We start from the raw sequence: 17,461 nt of genomic DNA, 5'->3' as shown, positions 1-17,461 counted from the left end.
TATGCAGCAACTGCCCGAACCCGACCTCGAATACCTGCGCAAAGTCCTGCTGGAGATGCTCGCCATCCCCAGCCCGACCGGTTTCACCGACACCATCGTGCGCTATGTCGCCGAGCGCCTGGAGGAGATCGGCATCCCCTTCGAGCTGACCCGCCGCGGGACCATTCGCGCCACCCTCAAGGGCAAGCAGAGCAGCCCGGATCGGGCGGTGTCGACCCACCTCGACACCATCGGCGCCATCGTCCGCACGGTGCAGGACAACGGCCGCCTGGGTCTGGCCCCGGTCGGCACCTGGTCCAGCCGCTTCGCCGAGGGCAGCCGGGTCAGCGTCTTCACCGAAACCAGCGTGATCCGCGGCAGCGTGCTGCCGCTGCTGGCCTCCGGACACGCCTTCAACACCGAGGTGGATCAGCTGCCGATCAGCTGGGACCATGTCGAGCTGCGCCTGGATGCCTACTGTGCGACCCGCGCCGATTGCGAATCCCTGGGCGTGTCTGTCGGCGACTTCGTCGCCTTCGATCCCCTGCCGGAATTCACCGAGAGCGGCCATATCAGCGCCCGTCACCTGGACGACAAGGCCGGCGTCGCCGCCCTGCTCACTTCGCTCAAGGGCATCGTCGAGAGCGGCGCCGAGCTGGAGATCGACTGCCATCCGCTGTTCACAGTGACCGAGGAGGTCGGCTCCGGCGCCGCGGCGGCGCTGCACTGGGACGTCAGCGAGTTCGTCGGCGTGGATATCGCCCCGGTCGCCGAGGGGCAGGCCTCCAGCGAACACACCGTCAGCGTCGCCATGCAGGACTCCGGCGGCCCCCACGACTATCACCTCTCGCGCCAGCTGCTGCGCCTGGCCAGGGAGCATGAGATCCCGGTGCGCCGCGACCTGTTCCGCTATTACCACAGCGACGCGCAGTCGGCGGTCGGCGCCGGCCACGATGTCCGCACCGCCCTGATGGCCTTCGGTTGCGATGCCACCCATGGCTACGAGCGCACCCACATCGACAGCCTGGTGGCCCTGACCCGTATGCTCAGCGCCTACATGCTCAGCCCGCCGGTGTTCACCAGCGATGCCAAGCCCGCGCAAGGATCGCTGGATCGCTTCAGCCACCAACTCGAGCACAACACGCAGATGGCCAGCGAGACCCGGGTGCCCGCCGTCGACAGCCTGCTCGGCCGGCGCGGCGAGGACGCTTGAATGCCGCGTGGCATCCGGGCACAGTGACCGTCGCAAAGGCGTAAGTGGGCGCCACAGGACCCGCGCCAGACAAGTCGGCGCGCGGCTGAACCGAGGCCGTGCGCGCCTGCTAACCTTGGCCAGGCCTGCCGGTAGAACGCCGTCACGGCACGGCGGCTCGAACAACAACGATGAGGATCATGGATGCCTCGTGCTTGCCTGGCTGTGCTGCTGCTCTGGCTCTGTGCCTCGGCCTGGGCAGTGCCTCCCGCCGCCCTGGACAGCGACGACCTGCGCCTGTCCCTGGCACCGTCCACCGCCTACCTGGAAGATCCCGATGGCAGCCTTTCGGCCGATCAGGTCAGCCGGCTGGACCAAGGGCGCTTCACGCCCGTGCGCGGCGATCACGTCAACCTCGGCAAGAACGACTCGGTGTGGTGGTTCAGCATTCGCCTGGACAACCGCCTGAGCCGCACGCTCGGTGGCTACCTGGAGGTCAACTACGCGCTGCTCGATGACCTGCAGCTCTACCAGTCCGGCGCCGGCGGCACCTGGCAGCGTCAGGACAGCGGCGACCGCTACGCCTTCGCCCAGCGACCGGTACAGGTGCGCAACTTCTGGTTCCCACTCGATCTGCCACCGGGCGACAACACCCTGCTGTTGCGCGTCGAGACCTCCAGCACCCTCTATCTGCCGCTGTATTTCAGCACCTACCACGCCAGCGCGGCCGCCCAGGAAAACCTCATGGGCCTCAACGGCGCCTTCTACGGCGTGCTGTTCGCGATGTTCTGCTACAACCTGTTCCTGTTCCTCTCCCTGCGCGAGGCGGCCTACTTCTGGTACCTGGTGTACAACCTGAACATCGGCCTGTTCGTCGCCAGCTTCGACGGCATGCTGTTCAAGCTGCTGCCGGAACACACCGACCTGCAGTCGGTGAGCATCTATATCCTGATGTACCTGCACTGCTTCAGCGCCACCCAGTTCAGTCGCTATTTCCTGCATACCCGTGAGTATTTTCCGCGCCTGGATCTCGGCCTGCGCCTGTTCATGCTGGGGTTGCTCGGCTGCCTGGTGTCGATGCCGCTGATCGGCCTGCACGCCTGGAACGTACTGGCCAGCCTGACCGTGCTGGCGCTGTCGCTGGTGCTGCTGCTGAGCGGCACCTACGCCTGGCGCCGGGGCCTGCGCCATGGTTCGTACTACATCCTCGCCTGGGGCATTCTGCTGGCCTCGATCATCATCGCCACCTCAGGCTCCCTGGGCGTCGAACTGTTCGGCCTGTACGGCGCGGCGCTGGTGAAAGTCGGCGTGACCATCGAACTGATTACCCTGTCGATCGGCCTCGCCGACCGCATCAACCTGCTCAAGGAAGAGGGCTTCCGCTCGCGCCGGGCCGCCGAGCAGGCGGAGATCGAGAGCCAGGCCAAGAGCCGCTTCCTGGCCAGGATGAGCCACGAGATCCGCACCCCGCTCAATGGCGTGCTGGGCATGCTGCAACTGCTCAGGGAGACCTCGCTGGACCGCGGCCAGCGCTTCTACGTCGATACCATCTCCAGCTCGGGAAGCGCGCTGATGGCCGTGATCAACGACATTCTCGACTACGCACGGATCGAGTCGGGCAAGCTCAGCCTGGAACAGATCGACTTCGACCTCGAGGAGCTGATCTCCGACACCCTCAGCCTGTTCACCGGCCAGGCCCTGGACAAGCAGCTGCGCCTCTACGTCAGCCTGGAGGCGGGCGTGCCGAGGCGCATGCGCGGCGATCCGACGCGACTCAAGCAAATCCTGATGAACCTGCTCAGCAACGCCCTGAAATTCACCGCCGACGGTCACGTGGCGCTCGACGTCAGCCGCCGCAGCGACTCCCAGGGCAACCCCCATCTGCTGTTCGCCATCAGCGACAGCGGTATCGGCATCGACCCGCCGACACTGGCGCGGCTGTTCGATTCCTTCGCCCAGGGCGACTCCAGCACCACCCGGCGCTACGGTGGCAGCGGCCTGGGATTGACCATCAGCAAGGAACTGGTGGAGATGATGGGCGGGCGCATCGAGGTCAGCAGCAGCGCCGGCCTCGGCTCGCGCTTCGTCTTCGACCTGCCTCTGGTGGAGACACCGCAGCCAGCGGACCCGCTGGAGCAGCTACTCAGTGGTCGCCACGCCCTGCTCGCTTCGCTCGACGACCAGGGCACGCAGGCGCTCGGCCGGCTGCTCGAGCGCTGGGGAATGCGCACCCTGAACTGCCAGGACCCGCGGCAAGTACGCGACCACCTGCAAGGTCATTCCGAGCCTGCCCTGCTGGTGTTGCTCTCTCCCTGGCCCGGACACCTCGGAGACTGGCTCGATGGACTGCCCCCGGACCGGCTGCCCGGACTGCGGGTGTTGCAGCTGGCCTCGCCGGAACAAGGGCGGACCCAGTTCAGTCTCGCGGACCTACGCCTGGCCAGCCTGGTCCAACCATTGGCGGTCAGTGCCCTGCGCGCCGCCCTGACGGAGCTGCATGAGTCACCCAGCATCGAGCCAGCCAGCCAGCCCCAGGAATCGCGCGAGGGCTGCGAGGATGCACCCTGCATCCTGATCGCCGAGGACAACCCGGTGAACTCGATGGTGGTGCAGGGCTTTCTCAAGAAGCGCGGCTACAGCGTACGCCTGGTGAGCAACGGCTTGGCCGCGCTCAACGCCTACCAGCATGACCCGGCCGCCACGCACCTGATTCTCATGGACTGCGAGATGCCGGAGATGGACGGCTTCGAGGCGACCCGGCGCATCCGCCACCTGGAGCGCCAGCGCAACCTGGCGCCGATCCCCATCGTCGCCCTGACCGCGCACATCTTCGAGGAACACCGCCAGCAGGGCATGGCCGCCGGCATGGACGCCTTTCTCGGCAAACCGCTGGACTGCGCTCTGCTCTACCGCACCCTGGACCGCTACCTGCTCGGTTTCCCCCTGGACCTGGCGGACTGACGGGCCTGGGCAGATCGCAGCGCGCGCCGCGCGCCCCCCTATATCCGGTGACCAGCGGTGCGCACGGCGCCCCCTATGCAGGTCAGCCAAAGCTGTTTGCAATGGTTGATTGCGAGACGGCGCGCCAGGGATAACACGTCGCGCCCGACTGGTACTGGCCTCCTGGCCGCCCTGCAGAGCATGGCACTCCTGCCCGCCGCGCGTTAGCATCGGCGCAGCGTTCTGGAGAACCCCACCTTGCTGATTCCCTCACACTTGCTGGAAGCCGACACCCTGACCCGCCTGATCGAGGACTTCGTCACCCGCGACGGCACCGACAACGGCGATGAAACCCCACTGGAGACCCGCGTGCAGCGCGTGCGCCGCGCCTTGGACAAGGGCGAGGCGGTGATCGTGTTCGACCCGGAAAGCCAGCAGTGCCAGCTGGCGCTCAAGCGCGACGTTCCCAAGGAATGGCTGCAGCCGCTCGCCGAATAAACCGGGCGCCGCTGCTGGCGCCGCCTAGCCGCGCAGGCCGCCCTCGCGCTCCCAGGCGCAGCGTACGCGCAGTTCGCCCTCCTGGGGGCTGTGGCAACCATTGTCCGACTCCCAGCGGAAGGTATGGGTGCCGTTCAGTTCGGTCTCCAGATGCACCACCGCGCTGGCCCAGTACAGGCGCTTGAGCAGCGCCTCGAACTGTTCGACCCAAAGGCTCCACTCGTACTCGACGGCCCGGTAGCTGGCGCCGAAATGGATCACCTGGGTCTGGTACAGGCCCTCGCCCGGCTGCTGGCAGCAGGCGAACATCTCCCGCCCCAGGAACGACCACTCATCGCCGCCCGGCAGCTCGCTCAACACCTGACGATTGATCGCGCGCCGCAGCCGGCTTTCCGCCGCCTGGTCCGACGGCCAATCGCGGATGCAGCCATAGACGATGGACTCCGACTCCATTCCGTTACTCCATAAAATCCAGGCTGCCTTCTATCACAGCCGCGCGCGACACGGGTAGAACTGCCGAACATTGCGAGGCTTTCCATGCCGTCTGCCGCGCCACAGTCATTCCTGAGCGGCGCCCCGCCCCATGCGCCAGGCCAACGCTGTCATCAGCAGGGCGAGGCCGGTAAGCGCAGCGAAGGCCGGCCGGTAGCCGCCGGCCAGATCCCGTGCCAGCCCCGTCAGAATCGGCGTCAGCGAAGCCATGCCATAGCCGGCGCAGAGCATCATCGAGGTCCAGCGACTGACCGCCAGCGGTGACTCCGCTTCATACAGCGGCAATACCAGGGACAGGGCGAAGGCACCGCCCAGGCCGAAGCCGATGGCCACGGCCCACAGCTCCGGCAGCAGGGTCGGGGCGAAGGTCACCATCGCCAGGCTCACGCTGGCGACCAGGCCGCAGCCCTGCAGCAACAGGTAACGATTGCCGAAACGCTGGGCGAGCCAGGGAAACAGGAAGGAACTGGGCAGGCCGGTCAGCATCGACAGGCTGAACAACGCATTGCTGCGCAGCAGACTCAGGCCGGCCTCGTGATAGCGCGCGACGACCCAGGTCGCCAGGGCGTAGAAGATCCCGGCCTGAAGGGCGAAGAAACAGCTGATCAGCCAGGCCCGCGGCTGATGCCATGGCAAGCCGGCGCCGGCCTCAAGCCGGTCGACCGGCTCGGCCTGGTTGGACACGCGGAGCCAAACCAGCAGCGCCACTGCCGCAGGCAGCGCCCACAGCGCCAGGCCCTGTGTCCAGCGGTCGCCGAACAGCTGCGTCGCCGGCGCCGTCAGCACCGCGCCCGCCGCTCCGCCGACCGCCATGCCCAGGGAGTACCAGGCCACGACCCTGCCCATCTGTCCGATAAAGTAGCGCTTGATAAACCCCGACAGCAGGGGCCCGGCCACCGCAATCGCGGCACCGAGCAGCACCGCACTGGCGATCAGAATGGCGCTGCTGTGCCCCAGCAACCGCAAAAGCAAAGCGCCGGCGATCACCCCCATGCACAGGGTGACCGTCCGCTCCAGCCCCAGCGCGAGTGCCAGGCGCGGCGCGAGCGGCGCCAAGAGGCCCATGCACAGTACCGGCAGGGCGGTGGTCAGACTGATCAGGCTGCGACTGAGATCAAGTTCGCTGGCGATCCGCTCGATGAGCGGCGCCAGGGAGGTGATGCCGGGACGCAGGTTGACTGCCGCCAGCAGCAGAGCCAGCAACAGGGCGACTGCAGATTTGGGTTTCACAGGACATCCAGACGGCGGGTGGCGAAGCGGCCCGCCACCCTAAAGGCAGTCCGCCTCCCAGGCAAGCATCACCCGCGTACAACCTGACCGGTCGATTAACTTTCAACGCCAACCGGGCTCAGCCCTGAGCGGCTTTGGCTCTCATCCTGCTGGCCATGCCAACCATTTCCTCGTACAGCGCCTGGGGATTCTGCTGCTTCAACGCCCAGGCCATGCGCCCCTGCTCGTGGGGCAGGATCATGAACTCGCCCGCGGCGATCTGCCGGTAGATGTAGTCGGCGATATCCGCCGCACTGATCGGCGAGCTCTCCAGCAGCTTGCCGACCTGGGCCTTCATCGCCGGCGTCGGCCCGCGGAAGGAATCCAGCAGATTGGTCTGGAAGAACGAGGGGCAGACCACGTGCACGCCGATTTCCCGGGCCTGCAACTCGATCAGCAGGCTCTCCGACAAGGCCACCACGCCAGCCTTGGCGACGTTGTAGTTGCTCATGGCCGGGCCCTGCATCAGGGCTGCCATCGAGGCGATGTTGACGATGCGGCCCTTGCTGCGCTGCAACAGCGGCAGGAAAGCCTTGCAGCCCTTGACCACGCCCATCAGGTTGATCGAGATCTGCCAGTCCCAGTCCTCCAGGGACAGCTCGTCGAAGAAACCGCCCGAGGCCACGCCGGCATTGTTGACGATCACATCGATGCCGCCGAACTTGTCCTCGCAGGCCTGGGCCAGGGCCGTCAACTGACTGTAGTCGCGCACATCACAGCGCAGGGTGAAACCCTCGCCGCCCGCCGCCCGCACCAGTTGCAGCGATTCGGCCAACCCCGCCTCGTTGATATCGGCGAGCGCCAGGCGCCAGCCCTCCCGCGCCCAACGCAGGGCGATTTCGCGCCCGAGCCCGGAGCCCGCGCCAGTTATCATCATGCGATTTTGCATACAGAGTCGCCTTACGCTGCAGTGGTGGATGGCTCGCAGTGTAGCGAAGGCGCTGCGCACGCCCATCCACGATCAGGCTGCTGAATGAGCGAGGCAAACTGCCGAGCGAAAGGACAGCGGATTTCAGCGCACCGCGAAGACCCGCCACAGCACAAGGCCATAGATCGCCCCGTTGATGGCCAGCACCGCGCCGCCCAGCCAGAGCTGATGTTCTGGCGTCAGTCCGGCAGGGTAGATAATGGGCAGCAGGTAGTTTTCGATAAAGCCGCCGCCGTACCCCGCCTCACCGGCTGCGCGGCGAAGACTGTTCTCCAGGGGCGTCAAGGGGCACTGCAGATGATACAGCTCGACCACCGCGCCCCAGGCCGCGGCGGGCAGGTGCAGCCAGGCCAACCGGCGCCTGCAGAGCACGCCAAGACCGCCCAGAACGACGAAGAGAATGAACAGCAGGTGCAGCAACAGCACCGCGTCAGCGGCCAGTCCCGCCATCATGTCGGCAGCCCTGGCAGCAACCGCATCACTCGCCTGTGATGGCAGTCAGCAAGCATACCGCCGGTTGGCAAAGCGACAACGGACCTATCATCCGGCATACCGCCTCCTAACCCAACAAGGCCGTTGCGCTGCAGAGAACCGGCTATTGCGGCTCGATACGGCGCTTCTGGTGAATCCAGTCGACGATCTCACCATCCGGTGCATAACCGCTCACCGTTTCACGCAGCAGCTGACGCACCCGATCATAGTCGTCACGCTCGACAGCCCCGAGCAATTCGGCCAGCACCTTCTTGAACGCGTCCCAAGGCAGGTGCTCCTCATTGGCCCGCATGATCATCGGGTGGTCGGTCGGGCTGACGTTGTCGCCAATCAACAGCTCCTCATAGAGCTTTTCACCCGGCCGCAGACCGGTGAACTCAATGTCTATATCGCCGTGCGGACTCTTCTCAGAACGCACGCTCAGACCGCTGAGGTGAATCATCTTCTCCGCCAGCTCGACGATCTTCACCGGCTTGCCCATATCCAGCACGAAGACATCGCCGCCCTGCCCCATGGCGCCGGCCTGGATGACCAGCTGCGCGGCTTCGGGAATGGTCATGAAGTAACGGGTGATATTCGGATGGGTCACCGTCACCGGGCCGCCGTGCTTGATCTGCTCATGGAAGCGCGGAATCACCGAGCCCGAGGAGCCCAGCACATTACCGAAACGCACCATGGTGAAGCGGGTCTTGTTGACCCGATGCACCGCCCCCTCATCGCCGTACAGCACCGGTGCCGATTCGGCGCTCAAGGCTTGCAACACCATCTCGGCCAGGCGCTTGGTACTGCCCATCACATTGGTCGGGCGTACGGCCTTGTCGGTGGAGATCAGCACGAAATGCTCGACCCCGGCCTTGACGGCCGCCTGGGCGGTATTCGTCGAGCCGAGCACATTGTTCAACACGCCTTCGGCGATGTTGTGCTCGACCATCGGCACATGCTTGTAGGCGGCGGCGTGATACACGGTGTTGACCGCCCAAGTCCGCATCACATCGACCAACCGCCCGGGATTACGGATCGACCCGAGGACAGGCACCAGGCGCACGGGAAGTGACTCGCGCCGGGCTCGCTGTTCCAGTTCTGTATGTATGTTGTAGAGATTGAATTCGCTGTGCTCGAACAGAATCAATGTCGTCGGACCGCTGGTAACAATCTGCCGACACAACTCCGAGCCGATCGAGCCACCAGCGCCGGTGACCATTACCACCTGACCGCGGATGCAGCGCTCGAACAGCACCTGCTGCGGTGGCACGGCATCACGGCCAAGCAGGTCCGCAATGTCTACTTCCTGGATGTCCTCGACCTTGACCCGACCACTTGCCAAGTCCATGAAGCCGGGGACGCTGCGCACGTGCAAGGGAAAGTCCTCGAGCAGCTCGAGGATCTCCCGGCGCCGGCCGCGGCTGGCCGAGGGAATCGCCAGGAGGATCTCGTCCGCCCCTGTTTCATCGATCAGCTGCTGGATATGCTTAGGGGTATAAACCCGCAAGCCGGCGATCACCCGATTGGCGATGTTGGAGTCGTCGTCGATGAAGGCCACGGGACGCATGGCCCGCCCCATTCTTAGCGCCGCCACCAGTTGGTTGCCGGCCGCACCGGCACCGTACACCGCGACCTTCGGCAAGCCCGTATCGCGTCCCTTGAGCCTGGAGGGATGGTCGGGCGAATACCAATCGCCCATGAAATACTGGCGCATCACCAGACGCAATCCACCGATCAGCACCAGGCTCAACCACCAGTAATTGAACACCATCGAGCGCGGAATGAGCTTGGGCGCATCCTGGTGCCAATACACCGCTAACGCTAGAAACAACGCTGAAAGCGTGACGGCTTTGGCGATGGCCAGCAACGCATCGTTGCCTAAGTAACGCATCACCGCCCGGTACATACCGAAGCGCACGAACAGCGGGATGGCAATCAGCGGCGCCACGGCAAACAGCCAGGCATGCCCCGCGAATGGCTCGACGCTCTTCGAGTCGCCCAGACGTACGACAAAGGCGAGCCACAATGCGGCCCAGACCAGCAGTACATCCGTCGCAACTTGAATTAGCCGCTTATGGCGTCGAGGCAGGCATACCAAGTGGTTTCGTAGTTTTTCGGCAAGTCGTAACACAAGAATCCTCACACTGCTTTCGCCATTACTGCATCGGGTGCAGCACAAGAGAAACTGACCTGTTGGAGCAGGCTCGATAGCAAGCCCTCTGTCCAGCTTGAGCCCGCAGATTACCGCAAGCGCAAAGCCAGGGGTCGCGCCCTGTATTACTCAAGCTCCCCAGCCTTGAACTTCACCGCCAGCCAAAGCAGAGGCGCATAGGCGATCAGCACGCCCGTCAAACCGTCCAGCCCTCCTGCACCAACCCAAAGCGCGATGGGCAACAACCAGAACAGATTGATGCCCCCCACGATAAGGGTTACCGGCAGATGGCGGCCCAAACGCCGGGACGCATATTGATAAGCATGACTGCGATGAGCTTCATACACCCTGTCGCCACGCAGCAGGCGCCGCAGCAGGGTAAAAGTGGCATCGACGATGAACACCCCGAGGAGGATCAACCAGCTCCACAACAACTGCGGCGCCACCCAGGCCGCCTGCAGAGACAAGATGCCCAGGGTGATACCGAGAAAGCCACTGCCCGCATCGCCCATGAAGATCCGGGCCGGCGGGAAGTTCCAGAATAAAAACCCCGCCACCGCAGCCGCCAACAGCATCGGCATGACCCAAGCCGTAGGCTGTACCGAGCTCGAGAAACCCAGCACCCCAAACAACAACGCACCGCCCAGGCACACACAAATGGCCTCGACACTGGCGATGCCGTCGATGCCATCCATGAAGTTGTAGAGGTTCAACAACCACACGAGGTAGACCGCAGCCAGTCCATGGCCCAGCCAACCCAGGTCGAGGCTCATGCCGAACAGGTTCAGCGGCGGCAGCCCGCCCAACCAGAACAAGGCCCAGATGGCCCCGGCAAAGTGCCCCAACAACCGCCAACGCGCGGGGATATGACCGTGGTCATCGAGAAAGCCGATCACGGCCACTCCCGCCCCGGCCCCAAACAGCGCCCACATTACGGCCCAAGGTAGCAGATCGGCCCAAGCTATGACCGGCAAAGCCGCCAGGAAGGCCAACACGATGGCCACCCCGCCGCCGCGCGGCGTCGGCACCGAGTGCGAACTGCGCGCGTTGGGGATGTCCATCAGGCTGCGGGCCAAGGCGTAACGACGCAGCGCGCCGGTCATAACAAGCGAAACGCCGGCCACCGCCGGCAGCAACCACCAGATAGTCATTTGCTCTGCTGTTCCAGAAAATACTTGGCCGTCTTGCGCAGCGCCTCATCGACGCTGACCGGCGGTGTCCAGTCCAATAACTCACGGGTCTTGCCGATATCGACCTGCAGAGAGCCGCACAGCCGCTGCGACAGCGCCTGCTTGCCCAGCAGCGCCGCCGCCATCTCCAGCAGCCGACTCGGCACCGGCAACAAGCGCGCCGGCTTGCCCAAGGCAGCGGCCATCCTGCGAAACAACTCGGTAGTCGAAAGATCCTCGCCATCGCTGACCAGGAAGGTCTGGTTCGCCGCGGCGGGATGGTCGATGCAGGTCACGATCAGGTCGACCAGATTGTCCAAGGCCACCAGGCTGCGCTGATTACGGATCGCCCCCAAGGGTAGCGGCAGCCCCTTATTAACAGCCTTTATCAATCGACCAAAATTTCCTGGGGCATTGGGACCATAAACCAATGGAGGCCGGATAATCACTACCTCCATGCCGGTTTTAGCCGATAACTGGGTCAACACCAATTCAGCCTCATACTTGGAGACCGCATAAGGCTCTGTGGGGTTTGGTAGATCATCCACAGTGAACGGATGTTCACTCTGATTACCATTCACGCCGATTGAGCTAATAAAAATAAATCGTTTAACACCTGCCTGTGCGGCTTGCTGAGCCAGTGCCCATGTGCCACTAACATTCACAACACGAAATTCCGCAAGCGGATCATCAGCAATTTCATTCAGCACATGAGCTCGAGCAGCTGCATGAATAACGACCTTAGCGCCAACAAGCGCCGCAGACCAGTCGGTATTTTCAGAAAGCTCACTAACCTGGACACTAAGCGTACCAGGAGGGACATCAACAGATGATCGGCGCATAGCCACGACAGGTTGATAACAATCATCTCTCAGCAAGCGCTTTATCAATGCCTGACCAATAAATCCAGTCCCTCCTGTCAGCAACAAGGTCTGCATATCCACTTACCTTTTGAGATAGCCAATCAGTTTAAAAGGGATTTTCAGGGCCACCATAAAGATATTGGTATATATCCCATTTTCCTTGCAGGCTCGTACAATCTCCATATTTTGATGAATGCGCCACCAAAATCCAGTTGTACTAATCCCTCCCTCTCGCATCTTCACCATCACATGCGGGTTTCTACCGAGCTTTACACCATTCCGCATGAACCGGGTCATCAATTCAAAATCGGCCGAAACACGGTAGCCAAGCCTGTAGAATCCCAACTCATCAAAAAATCTACGTTTCACATAAAACGTAGGATGCGGACACATAAAACCGAAACGAATCTTCCAAGGAGCAAAATTTCTCGACGAATAGGTACGTGTAACATTGCCAGTATGCTCTCGCTGGACAAAAACCAAATCAGCGTATACGCCATCAAACTGCGGGTTCACCACAAGAAACTCTGTTAAATCAGCTATCGCGTGCGCACTGGCAAAAATATCATCTGAGTTAAGAATACCTACAAAATCTCCACTCGCCAGCCCGACCCCCTTATTCATGGCGTCATAGATACCTTTATCTGGCTCACTGACAATCTGAGCAATGCGATCTTTATATTCATTTACAATCGCCATGGTGCCGTCTTTCGAGGCACCATCCACGACGACATATTCGATATTCGAATAACTTTGCGAAAGAACCGACTCGATAGTGTCACGAACAGTAGCCTCACTGTTGTAGCAAACAGTGATAATAGAAATCTTCAAAATTATCTCTCATCCAAAGCAATCAACACTACGTGCGTCCGTAGCGATCTTCAAATCGCACAATGTCGTCTTCACCCAAATACGAGCCAGATTGCACCTCAATCAGCTCTAGCGGAATCACGCCAGGATTTTCCAAAGCGTGCACTTGGCCAATTGGGATAAATGTCGATTGGTTTTCCGTTACGAGATACGTCCTTTCACCATTGGTTACTTTTGCGGTACCACTCACCACGATCCAATGCTCTGCACGGTGGTGGTGCATCTGCACAGACAACTTGGCCCCTGGCCTTACGGTAATTCGCTTGACCTGATAGCGGCCGCCATTGTCGATGGAGTCATAGACACCCCAAGGGCGGTACACCTCACGGTGGTTGAAGTGCTCATTACGTCCTTGCGTCTTGATTTTCTCGACAATCTTCTTGACATCCTGCACCGCATCCTTGTGGGCTACTAGCACCGCATCCTTGGTTTCAACTATAACCAAGTTACGCACACCAACCGTGGCTACAAGGCGATTCTCGGCATACACCAAAGAGTTCTGAGTACTCTCAGAGAGCACGTCCCCCCTAAATACATTGCCATCTTCATCCTTGCCACTCACATCCCACAGAGCCGACCAGGACCCTATATCGCTCCAGCCAGCATCGAGCGCAACCATGGCAGCACTTTCGGTTTGCTCCATCACGGCGTAGTCAATAGAGTCTTGCGGGCATCCAGCAAAGGCTTCACGGTCAACACGAACAAAATGCATATCTTGTTGCCCTTTGACCAAGGCCTCGCGGCACGCCTCGAGCATAGTGGGCTGAAAACGCTTGAGTTCATCCAGGTAGCGGCTGGCGCGGAACATGAACATGCCGCTATTCCAGAAATACTCGCCACTGTCGACATACTCCTTGGCAGTTTCAAAATCCGGCTTTTCGACAAAGCGGGCAACAGCAAAACTGTGCGTATCCAAGCTGACCCCACGCTGGATATATCCATAGCCGGTTTCCGGATGTATCGGCACAATGCCAAACGTAACCAGTTTGCCTGCTTCTGCGAGCGGGAGAGCAGCCTGGACTGCGGCATGAAAAGCAGGCACATCACGGATCAGATGGTCCGCCGCAAGTACCAGCAAAATCGGGTCATCACCTTGCTCAGTAGCGTTCAGGGCCGCCAGAGCAATCGCTGGTGCGGTATTACGTCCTTCGGGCTCAAGCAGAATCTGCGCCCCCTCAAGCCCCATCTGGCGCAGTTGTTCAGCTGCCAGAAAACGATGCTGTTCGTTACAAATCAAGCAGGGCATGGCATGAACCACACCATCAAGACGCGCAATCGTGGCCTGAAGCATGGTGAGGTTATCAGCCAGCGCCAAGAACTGCTTAGGGTTCAATTGCCGAGACAGGGGCCATAGGCGAGAGCCTGACCCACCGGCCATAATTACAGGAAGCAGCATCGTCATTACCTCTTACTCAAACCATCCGCTTGCGGCAGAACTGGCAAATAGGCACGAGTGTTTTCATGCACTTCCTCACTCGAACGTATTTCCTCTAGTGACGACCAGCGGAAGTGCTCATGCTGGGTGTGAGGCAACCTAAGCTGCGCATCAGTTGGCAACAGCAAATGGTAAGCCAGTACCACATAGTGAGTGTCGGGGCTCGCTCCAAATACGCTGTCGGCATAAAGGTGCTCATACACCCCCATAAAAGTGGCTTCATTACGTAAAAAACAATTGCCAAGCTCCACCCGAGTCAACCGCTCAAAGGCTAGATCCAGGGTCTCATTTTTAAGAATCCGGCCGCCCGGTACGAACCAAAACCCCTGAGCAGGCCGATTCAGACGCTGACCAAGCAGGATTTTTCCCTCAGTATTTTGCACAATCAGATCAATGGAGATCAGTGGAATTGCCGCAACCACCGTGCGGAAGGTCGCTTGGTCAAGAAACACTAGGCCTGCCCCCGAAAATGCTCTTGATGGTCAAGGAACCACTGAAAAGCGTCATTCAGCCCCTCTTCCAGGCCAATTGACGCTTCCCAACCCAATGCTTTCAATCGGGACACATCCATCAACTTGCGCGGGGTGCCGTCGGGCTTGCTGCTATCGAAGGTCAGATTACCCTGGAAGCCTGTCACTCTGGCCACGGTTTCCGCCAATTCCCGGATAGTGCAATCCGTCCCAGTGCCCACATTGATATGCGAGAGCATAGGCTGAGTATGGGCTTGATAGGTCACCTCATCGAGCTGCATAACGTGAATACTGGCAGCAGCCATATCATCGACATGTAGAAACTCACGCATGGGCGTACCGCTCCCCCAAATCACAACCTCGTCGTCCCCCCGCTGGACTGCCTCATGAAAGCGGAGTAGCAACGCTGGAATCACATGGCTGTTATCCGGGTGGAAGTTGTCATGAGGGCCATAGAGGTTAGTAGGCATCACGCTGCGGTAATCCCGACCGTGCTGGCGGTTGTAACTTTCGCATAGCTTGATCCCCGCAATCTTGGCGATCGCGTAAGGCTCATTGGTCGGCTCCAGCGTACCGGTGAGGAGTGCTTCCTCCTTCATCGGCTGCTCAGCGTGCTTGGGGTAAATACACGAAGAACCGAGAAACAGCAGCCTCTGTACGCCACTCTGATGCGCGGCCTCGATGATATTCGCCTCGATCATCAGATTCTCGTAGATGAAATCAGCCGGGTAGGTGTTGTTGGCATGAATCCCGCCTACCTTCGCGGCGGCCAAATACACCTGGGCGATTTGATTCTCGTCGAAGAAAGCCCCCACTGCGCGCTGATCCAGCAGGTTAAGCTCGTCACGACCAGCCGTGAGGATATTGGCGTAGCCCAAAGCGCGAAGACGACGAACGATGGCGGAGCCGACCATCCCCCGATGGCCCGCAACGAAAACAGGCTGATTCAGTTCACTCGCCACTATCAATTCTCCACCGCCACGGGAATTTCATGCCCATGTTGCTTGAGCAAAGCATGACGCTGAGCCACCTTAAGGTCTTCGCGGACCATCTCCGCGCACATTTCCTGAACGGTGATTTCCGGAATCCAGCCCAGTTTGTTCTTGGCCTTGGACGGATCGCCGAGCAAGGTCTCAACCTCTGCCGGACGGAAGTAACGGGGATCGACAGAAACAACCACGTCGCCCACCTTAAGCGCTGGTGCGCTTTCGCCTTTGATACTCTCGACGATGGCTTTCTCATCAACGCCCTCCCCTTCGAAGCGCAAGCCGATGCCCAGCTCGGCGGCGGACCACCGAACGAACTCACGCACCGAATACTGCACGCCAGTAGCAATGACGAAGTCTTCCGGCTGTTCTTGCTGCAACATCATCCATTGCATACGCACGTAATCCTTGGCATGCCCCCAATCACGCAGGGCATCCATATTGCCCAAGAACAGGCACTTCTCCAGGCCTTGCGCAATATTGGCCAAGCCACGGGTAATCTTGCGGGTCACGAAGGTTTCACCACGACGCGGGGATTCGTGATTGAACAGGATGCCATTGCAGGCATACATACCGTAGGCTTCACGGTAGTTCACCGTAATCCAGTAGGCATAGAGCTTGGCAACCGCATAGGGTGAGCGCGGATAGAACGGCGTGGACTCCTTTTGCGGAATTTCCTGCACCAGGCCGTAAAGCTCAGAAGTAGAGGCCTGGTAGAAACGAGTTTTCTTCTCCAGCCCCAACAGACGAATAGCTTCCAGAATCCGCAAGGTACCCATGGCATCCACGTCCGCCGTATATTCCGGAGATTCGAAGCTCACAGCCACATGGGACTGAGCGCCTAGATTATAGACTTCGTCCGGTTGTACTTCCTGGATGATTCGAGTCAGATTGGAAGAATCACTCAAGTCACCGTAGTGCAGAACGAAGTTCCGATTGTCAACGTGCGGATCCTGGTAGATATGATCCACGCGTTGAGTATTGAAAGAAGAAGCACGACGCTTTATGCCGTGCACCTCGTATCCTTTCTCAAGAAGAAATTCGGCAAGGTAGGAGCCATCCTGCCCAGTGATGCCTGTAATCAGAGCTTTTTTCAAGAAAACCTCCAAATTTAAATAACACCCTAACCAACGATCTCTCGGAGTCAGCAACTTATCTCTCTAGGGCTCAAAAAAACAATTCAAACCAACCTAGAAAATTTAACTACCACCGATTGAAATCGGTGGGTTAGTAACTTACAGACTGAAAGTCCGGATAGGCGCCGGCTGAACGACGCGTCACCTCAGTCCGTCCCCATTCTGAAATTATCGCTCGGGCTCGGCTCAAATGATACTCAAGATATTGCTTGATCATTTCCTCCGTGATCGACCCAACCGTCGCCCAGAAGTAACCTCGCGCCCCAAAAATACTGTCCCCAATAGCGCTCTTCAGATACGAAAATTCCTCGAAAAGCGTGCCCGCCGTGCCCCCCCCTAGATCTGCTACATGATCTCACTCGGCGTCAAACTTGGCGGACTTCTCACCAGAATGTGCACATGATCCTTGCTCACCACACCTTTCACGACCTGGATCTCAAACGCCTCACACGTCTGCCTCACCAACTCGAGCCCCTCCAACTCAGCACCTTGTAGCGGTACCTAGACAACCAGACAAAAGTGATATTCGATCTGGCAAACCGTATGGCATCCGTATCTGTATTCCATGCGCTAGCTCTCCAGATGCGTATGGTGGCGCCAAAGCTGAC

General features: G+C 60.3%; 15 protein-coding genes and 1 pseudogene. 3 read left to right on the top strand and 13 right to left on the bottom strand.

Translation table 11 applies throughout. The features are described 5' to 3' along the window. Window position 1 precedes the first annotated feature (1 nt). From KDW96_RS20635 to KDW96_RS20625, 3 genes are all read left to right on the top strand, one after another. Complete coding sequence (locus KDW96_RS20635) at window positions 2–1,192, top strand: osmoprotectant NAGGN system M42 family peptidase (RefSeq protein WP_255838088.1); 1,191 nt, start codon at window positions 2–4, stop codon at window positions 1,190–1,192. A gap of 183 nt (window positions 1,193–1,375) precedes the next feature. Beyond that, entirely contained in the window at window positions 1,376–4,132 is a 2,757-nt protein-coding gene (locus tag KDW96_RS20630; protein WP_255838087.1) for a hybrid sensor histidine kinase/response regulator, read from the top strand. 237 nt (window positions 4,133–4,369) lie between these two features. Next, window positions 4,370–4,609, top strand: coding sequence for a YheU family protein (locus tag KDW96_RS20625; protein ID WP_255838086.1), 240 nt, complete (start codon window positions 4,370–4,372; stop codon window positions 4,607–4,609). 24 nt (window positions 4,610–4,633) lie between these two features. Here KDW96_RS20625 and KDW96_RS20620 read toward each other — a convergent pair whose 3' ends face one another. The 13 genes and pseudogenes from KDW96_RS20620 to tnpA all read right to left on the bottom strand — a co-directional run bounded on the left by KDW96_RS20620 (window position 4,634) and on the right by tnpA (window position 17,420). Continuing rightward, on the bottom strand, window positions 4,634–5,062 hold the full coding sequence (locus tag KDW96_RS20620; protein ID WP_255838085.1) for a hypothetical protein: 429 nt from the start codon (window positions 5,060–5,062) through the stop codon (window positions 4,634–4,636). Window positions 5,063–5,167: 105 nt separating this feature from the next. After that, on the bottom strand, window positions 5,168–6,331 hold the full coding sequence (locus KDW96_RS20615; protein ID WP_255838084.1) for an MFS transporter: 1,164 nt from the start codon (window positions 6,329–6,331) through the stop codon (window positions 5,168–5,170). A 118-nt stretch (window positions 6,332–6,449) separates the two neighbouring features. Beyond that, a complete protein-coding gene (locus KDW96_RS20610) occupies window positions 6,450–7,259 on the bottom strand; it encodes an SDR family oxidoreductase (protein ID WP_255838083.1) in 810 nt (269 codons plus the stop codon). A gap of 123 nt (window positions 7,260–7,382) precedes the next feature. Then, window positions 7,383–7,751, bottom strand: a complete 369-nt coding sequence (locus tag KDW96_RS20605) for a DUF2784 domain-containing protein (protein WP_255838082.1) — start codon at window positions 7,749–7,751, stop codon at window positions 7,383–7,385. Window positions 7,752–7,893: 142 nt separating this feature from the next. Continuing rightward, window positions 7,894–9,903 (bottom strand): polysaccharide biosynthesis protein, encoded by a 2,010-nt coding sequence (locus tag KDW96_RS20600; RefSeq protein ID WP_255838081.1) that lies wholly within the window; start codon window positions 9,901–9,903, stop codon window positions 7,894–7,896. A gap of 146 nt (window positions 9,904–10,049) precedes the next feature. Then, a complete protein-coding gene (locus KDW96_RS20595) occupies window positions 10,050–11,075 on the bottom strand; it encodes an MraY family glycosyltransferase (protein ID WP_255838080.1) in 1,026 nt (341 codons plus the stop codon). Next, window positions 11,072–12,031: a UDP-glucose 4-epimerase family protein gene (locus KDW96_RS20590; RefSeq protein ID WP_255838079.1), complete on the bottom strand. Its 960-nt coding sequence runs from the start codon at window positions 12,029–12,031 to the stop codon at window positions 11,072–11,074. The genes KDW96_RS20595 and KDW96_RS20590 overlap by 4 nt, the downstream gene beginning before the upstream one ends. A 6-nt stretch (window positions 12,032–12,037) precedes the next feature. After that, the gene (locus tag KDW96_RS20585) at window positions 12,038–12,787 is read right to left on the bottom strand and encodes a glycosyltransferase family 2 protein (protein ID WP_255838078.1); all 750 of its coding nucleotides are present in this window, start codon (window positions 12,785–12,787) and stop codon (window positions 12,038–12,040) included. A 28-nt stretch (window positions 12,788–12,815) separates the two neighbouring features. Beyond that, window positions 12,816–14,222, bottom strand: a complete 1,407-nt coding sequence (locus KDW96_RS20580; RefSeq protein WP_255840586.1) for a mannose-1-phosphate guanylyltransferase/mannose-6-phosphate isomerase — start codon at window positions 14,220–14,222, stop codon at window positions 12,816–12,818. Window positions 14,223–14,227: 5 nt separating this feature from the next. After that, window positions 14,228–14,713, bottom strand: coding sequence for a GDP-mannose mannosyl hydrolase (locus KDW96_RS20575; protein ID WP_255838077.1), 486 nt, complete (start codon window positions 14,711–14,713; stop codon window positions 14,228–14,230). Further along, window positions 14,713–15,693 carry a GDP-L-fucose synthase gene (gene fcl, locus KDW96_RS20570; RefSeq protein WP_304665565.1) on the bottom strand — a complete coding sequence of 327 codons (981 nt, stop codon included), beginning with the start codon at window positions 15,691–15,693 and terminating at the stop codon, window positions 14,713–14,715. The genes KDW96_RS20575 and fcl overlap by 1 nt, the downstream gene beginning before the upstream one ends. A gap of 2 nt (window positions 15,694–15,695) precedes the next feature. After that, the gene (gene gmd / locus KDW96_RS20565) at window positions 15,696–16,814 is read right to left on the bottom strand and encodes a GDP-mannose 4,6-dehydratase (RefSeq protein ID WP_255838076.1); all 1,119 of its coding nucleotides are present in this window, start codon (window positions 16,812–16,814) and stop codon (window positions 15,696–15,698) included. Between the two features lie 185 nt (window positions 16,815–16,999). Continuing rightward, window positions 17,000–17,420: pseudogene (gene tnpA, locus KDW96_RS20560) on the bottom strand (IS200/IS605 family transposase). Window positions 17,421–17,461 lie beyond the last annotated feature (41 nt).

Origin of the sequence: Pseudomonas benzenivorans (assembly GCF_024397895.1) — a bacterium.
Classification (GTDB): Bacteria; Pseudomonadota; Gammaproteobacteria; order Pseudomonadales; family Pseudomonadaceae; genus Aquipseudomonas; species Aquipseudomonas benzenivorans_A.
This window is presented reverse-complemented; position numbering and strand designations above follow the sequence as displayed.

Excerpts from the sequence above, each read along its gene's own strand:
- KDW96_RS20635 (WP_255838088.1), top strand. The coding sequence starts at position 2 with ATGCAGCAACTGCCCGAACCCGACCTCGAATACCTGCGCAAAGTCCTG.
- KDW96_RS20590 (WP_255838079.1), bottom strand. The coding sequence starts at position 12,031 with ATGCAGACCTTGTTGCTGACAGGAGGGACTGGATTTATTGGTCAGGCA.
- KDW96_RS20630 (WP_255838087.1), top strand. The coding sequence starts at position 1,376 with ATGCCTCGTGCTTGCCTGGCTGTGCTGCTGCTCTGGCTCTGTGCCTCG.
- KDW96_RS20620 (WP_255838085.1), bottom strand. The coding sequence starts at position 5,062 with ATGGAGTCGGAGTCCATCGTCTATGGCTGCATCCGCGATTGGCCGTCG.
- KDW96_RS20610 (WP_255838083.1), bottom strand. The coding sequence starts at position 7,259 with ATGCAAAATCGCATGATGATAACTGGCGCGGGCTCCGGGCTCGGGCGC.
- KDW96_RS20580 (WP_255840586.1), bottom strand. The coding sequence starts at position 14,222 with ATGCTGCTTCCTGTAATTATGGCCGGTGGGTCAGGCTCTCGCCTATGG.
- KDW96_RS20595 (WP_255838080.1), bottom strand. The coding sequence starts at position 11,075 with ATGACTATCTGGTGGTTGCTGCCGGCGGTGGCCGGCGTTTCGCTTGTT.
- KDW96_RS20605 (WP_255838082.1), bottom strand. The coding sequence starts at position 7,751 with ATGATGGCGGGACTGGCCGCTGACGCGGTGCTGTTGCTGCACCTGCTG.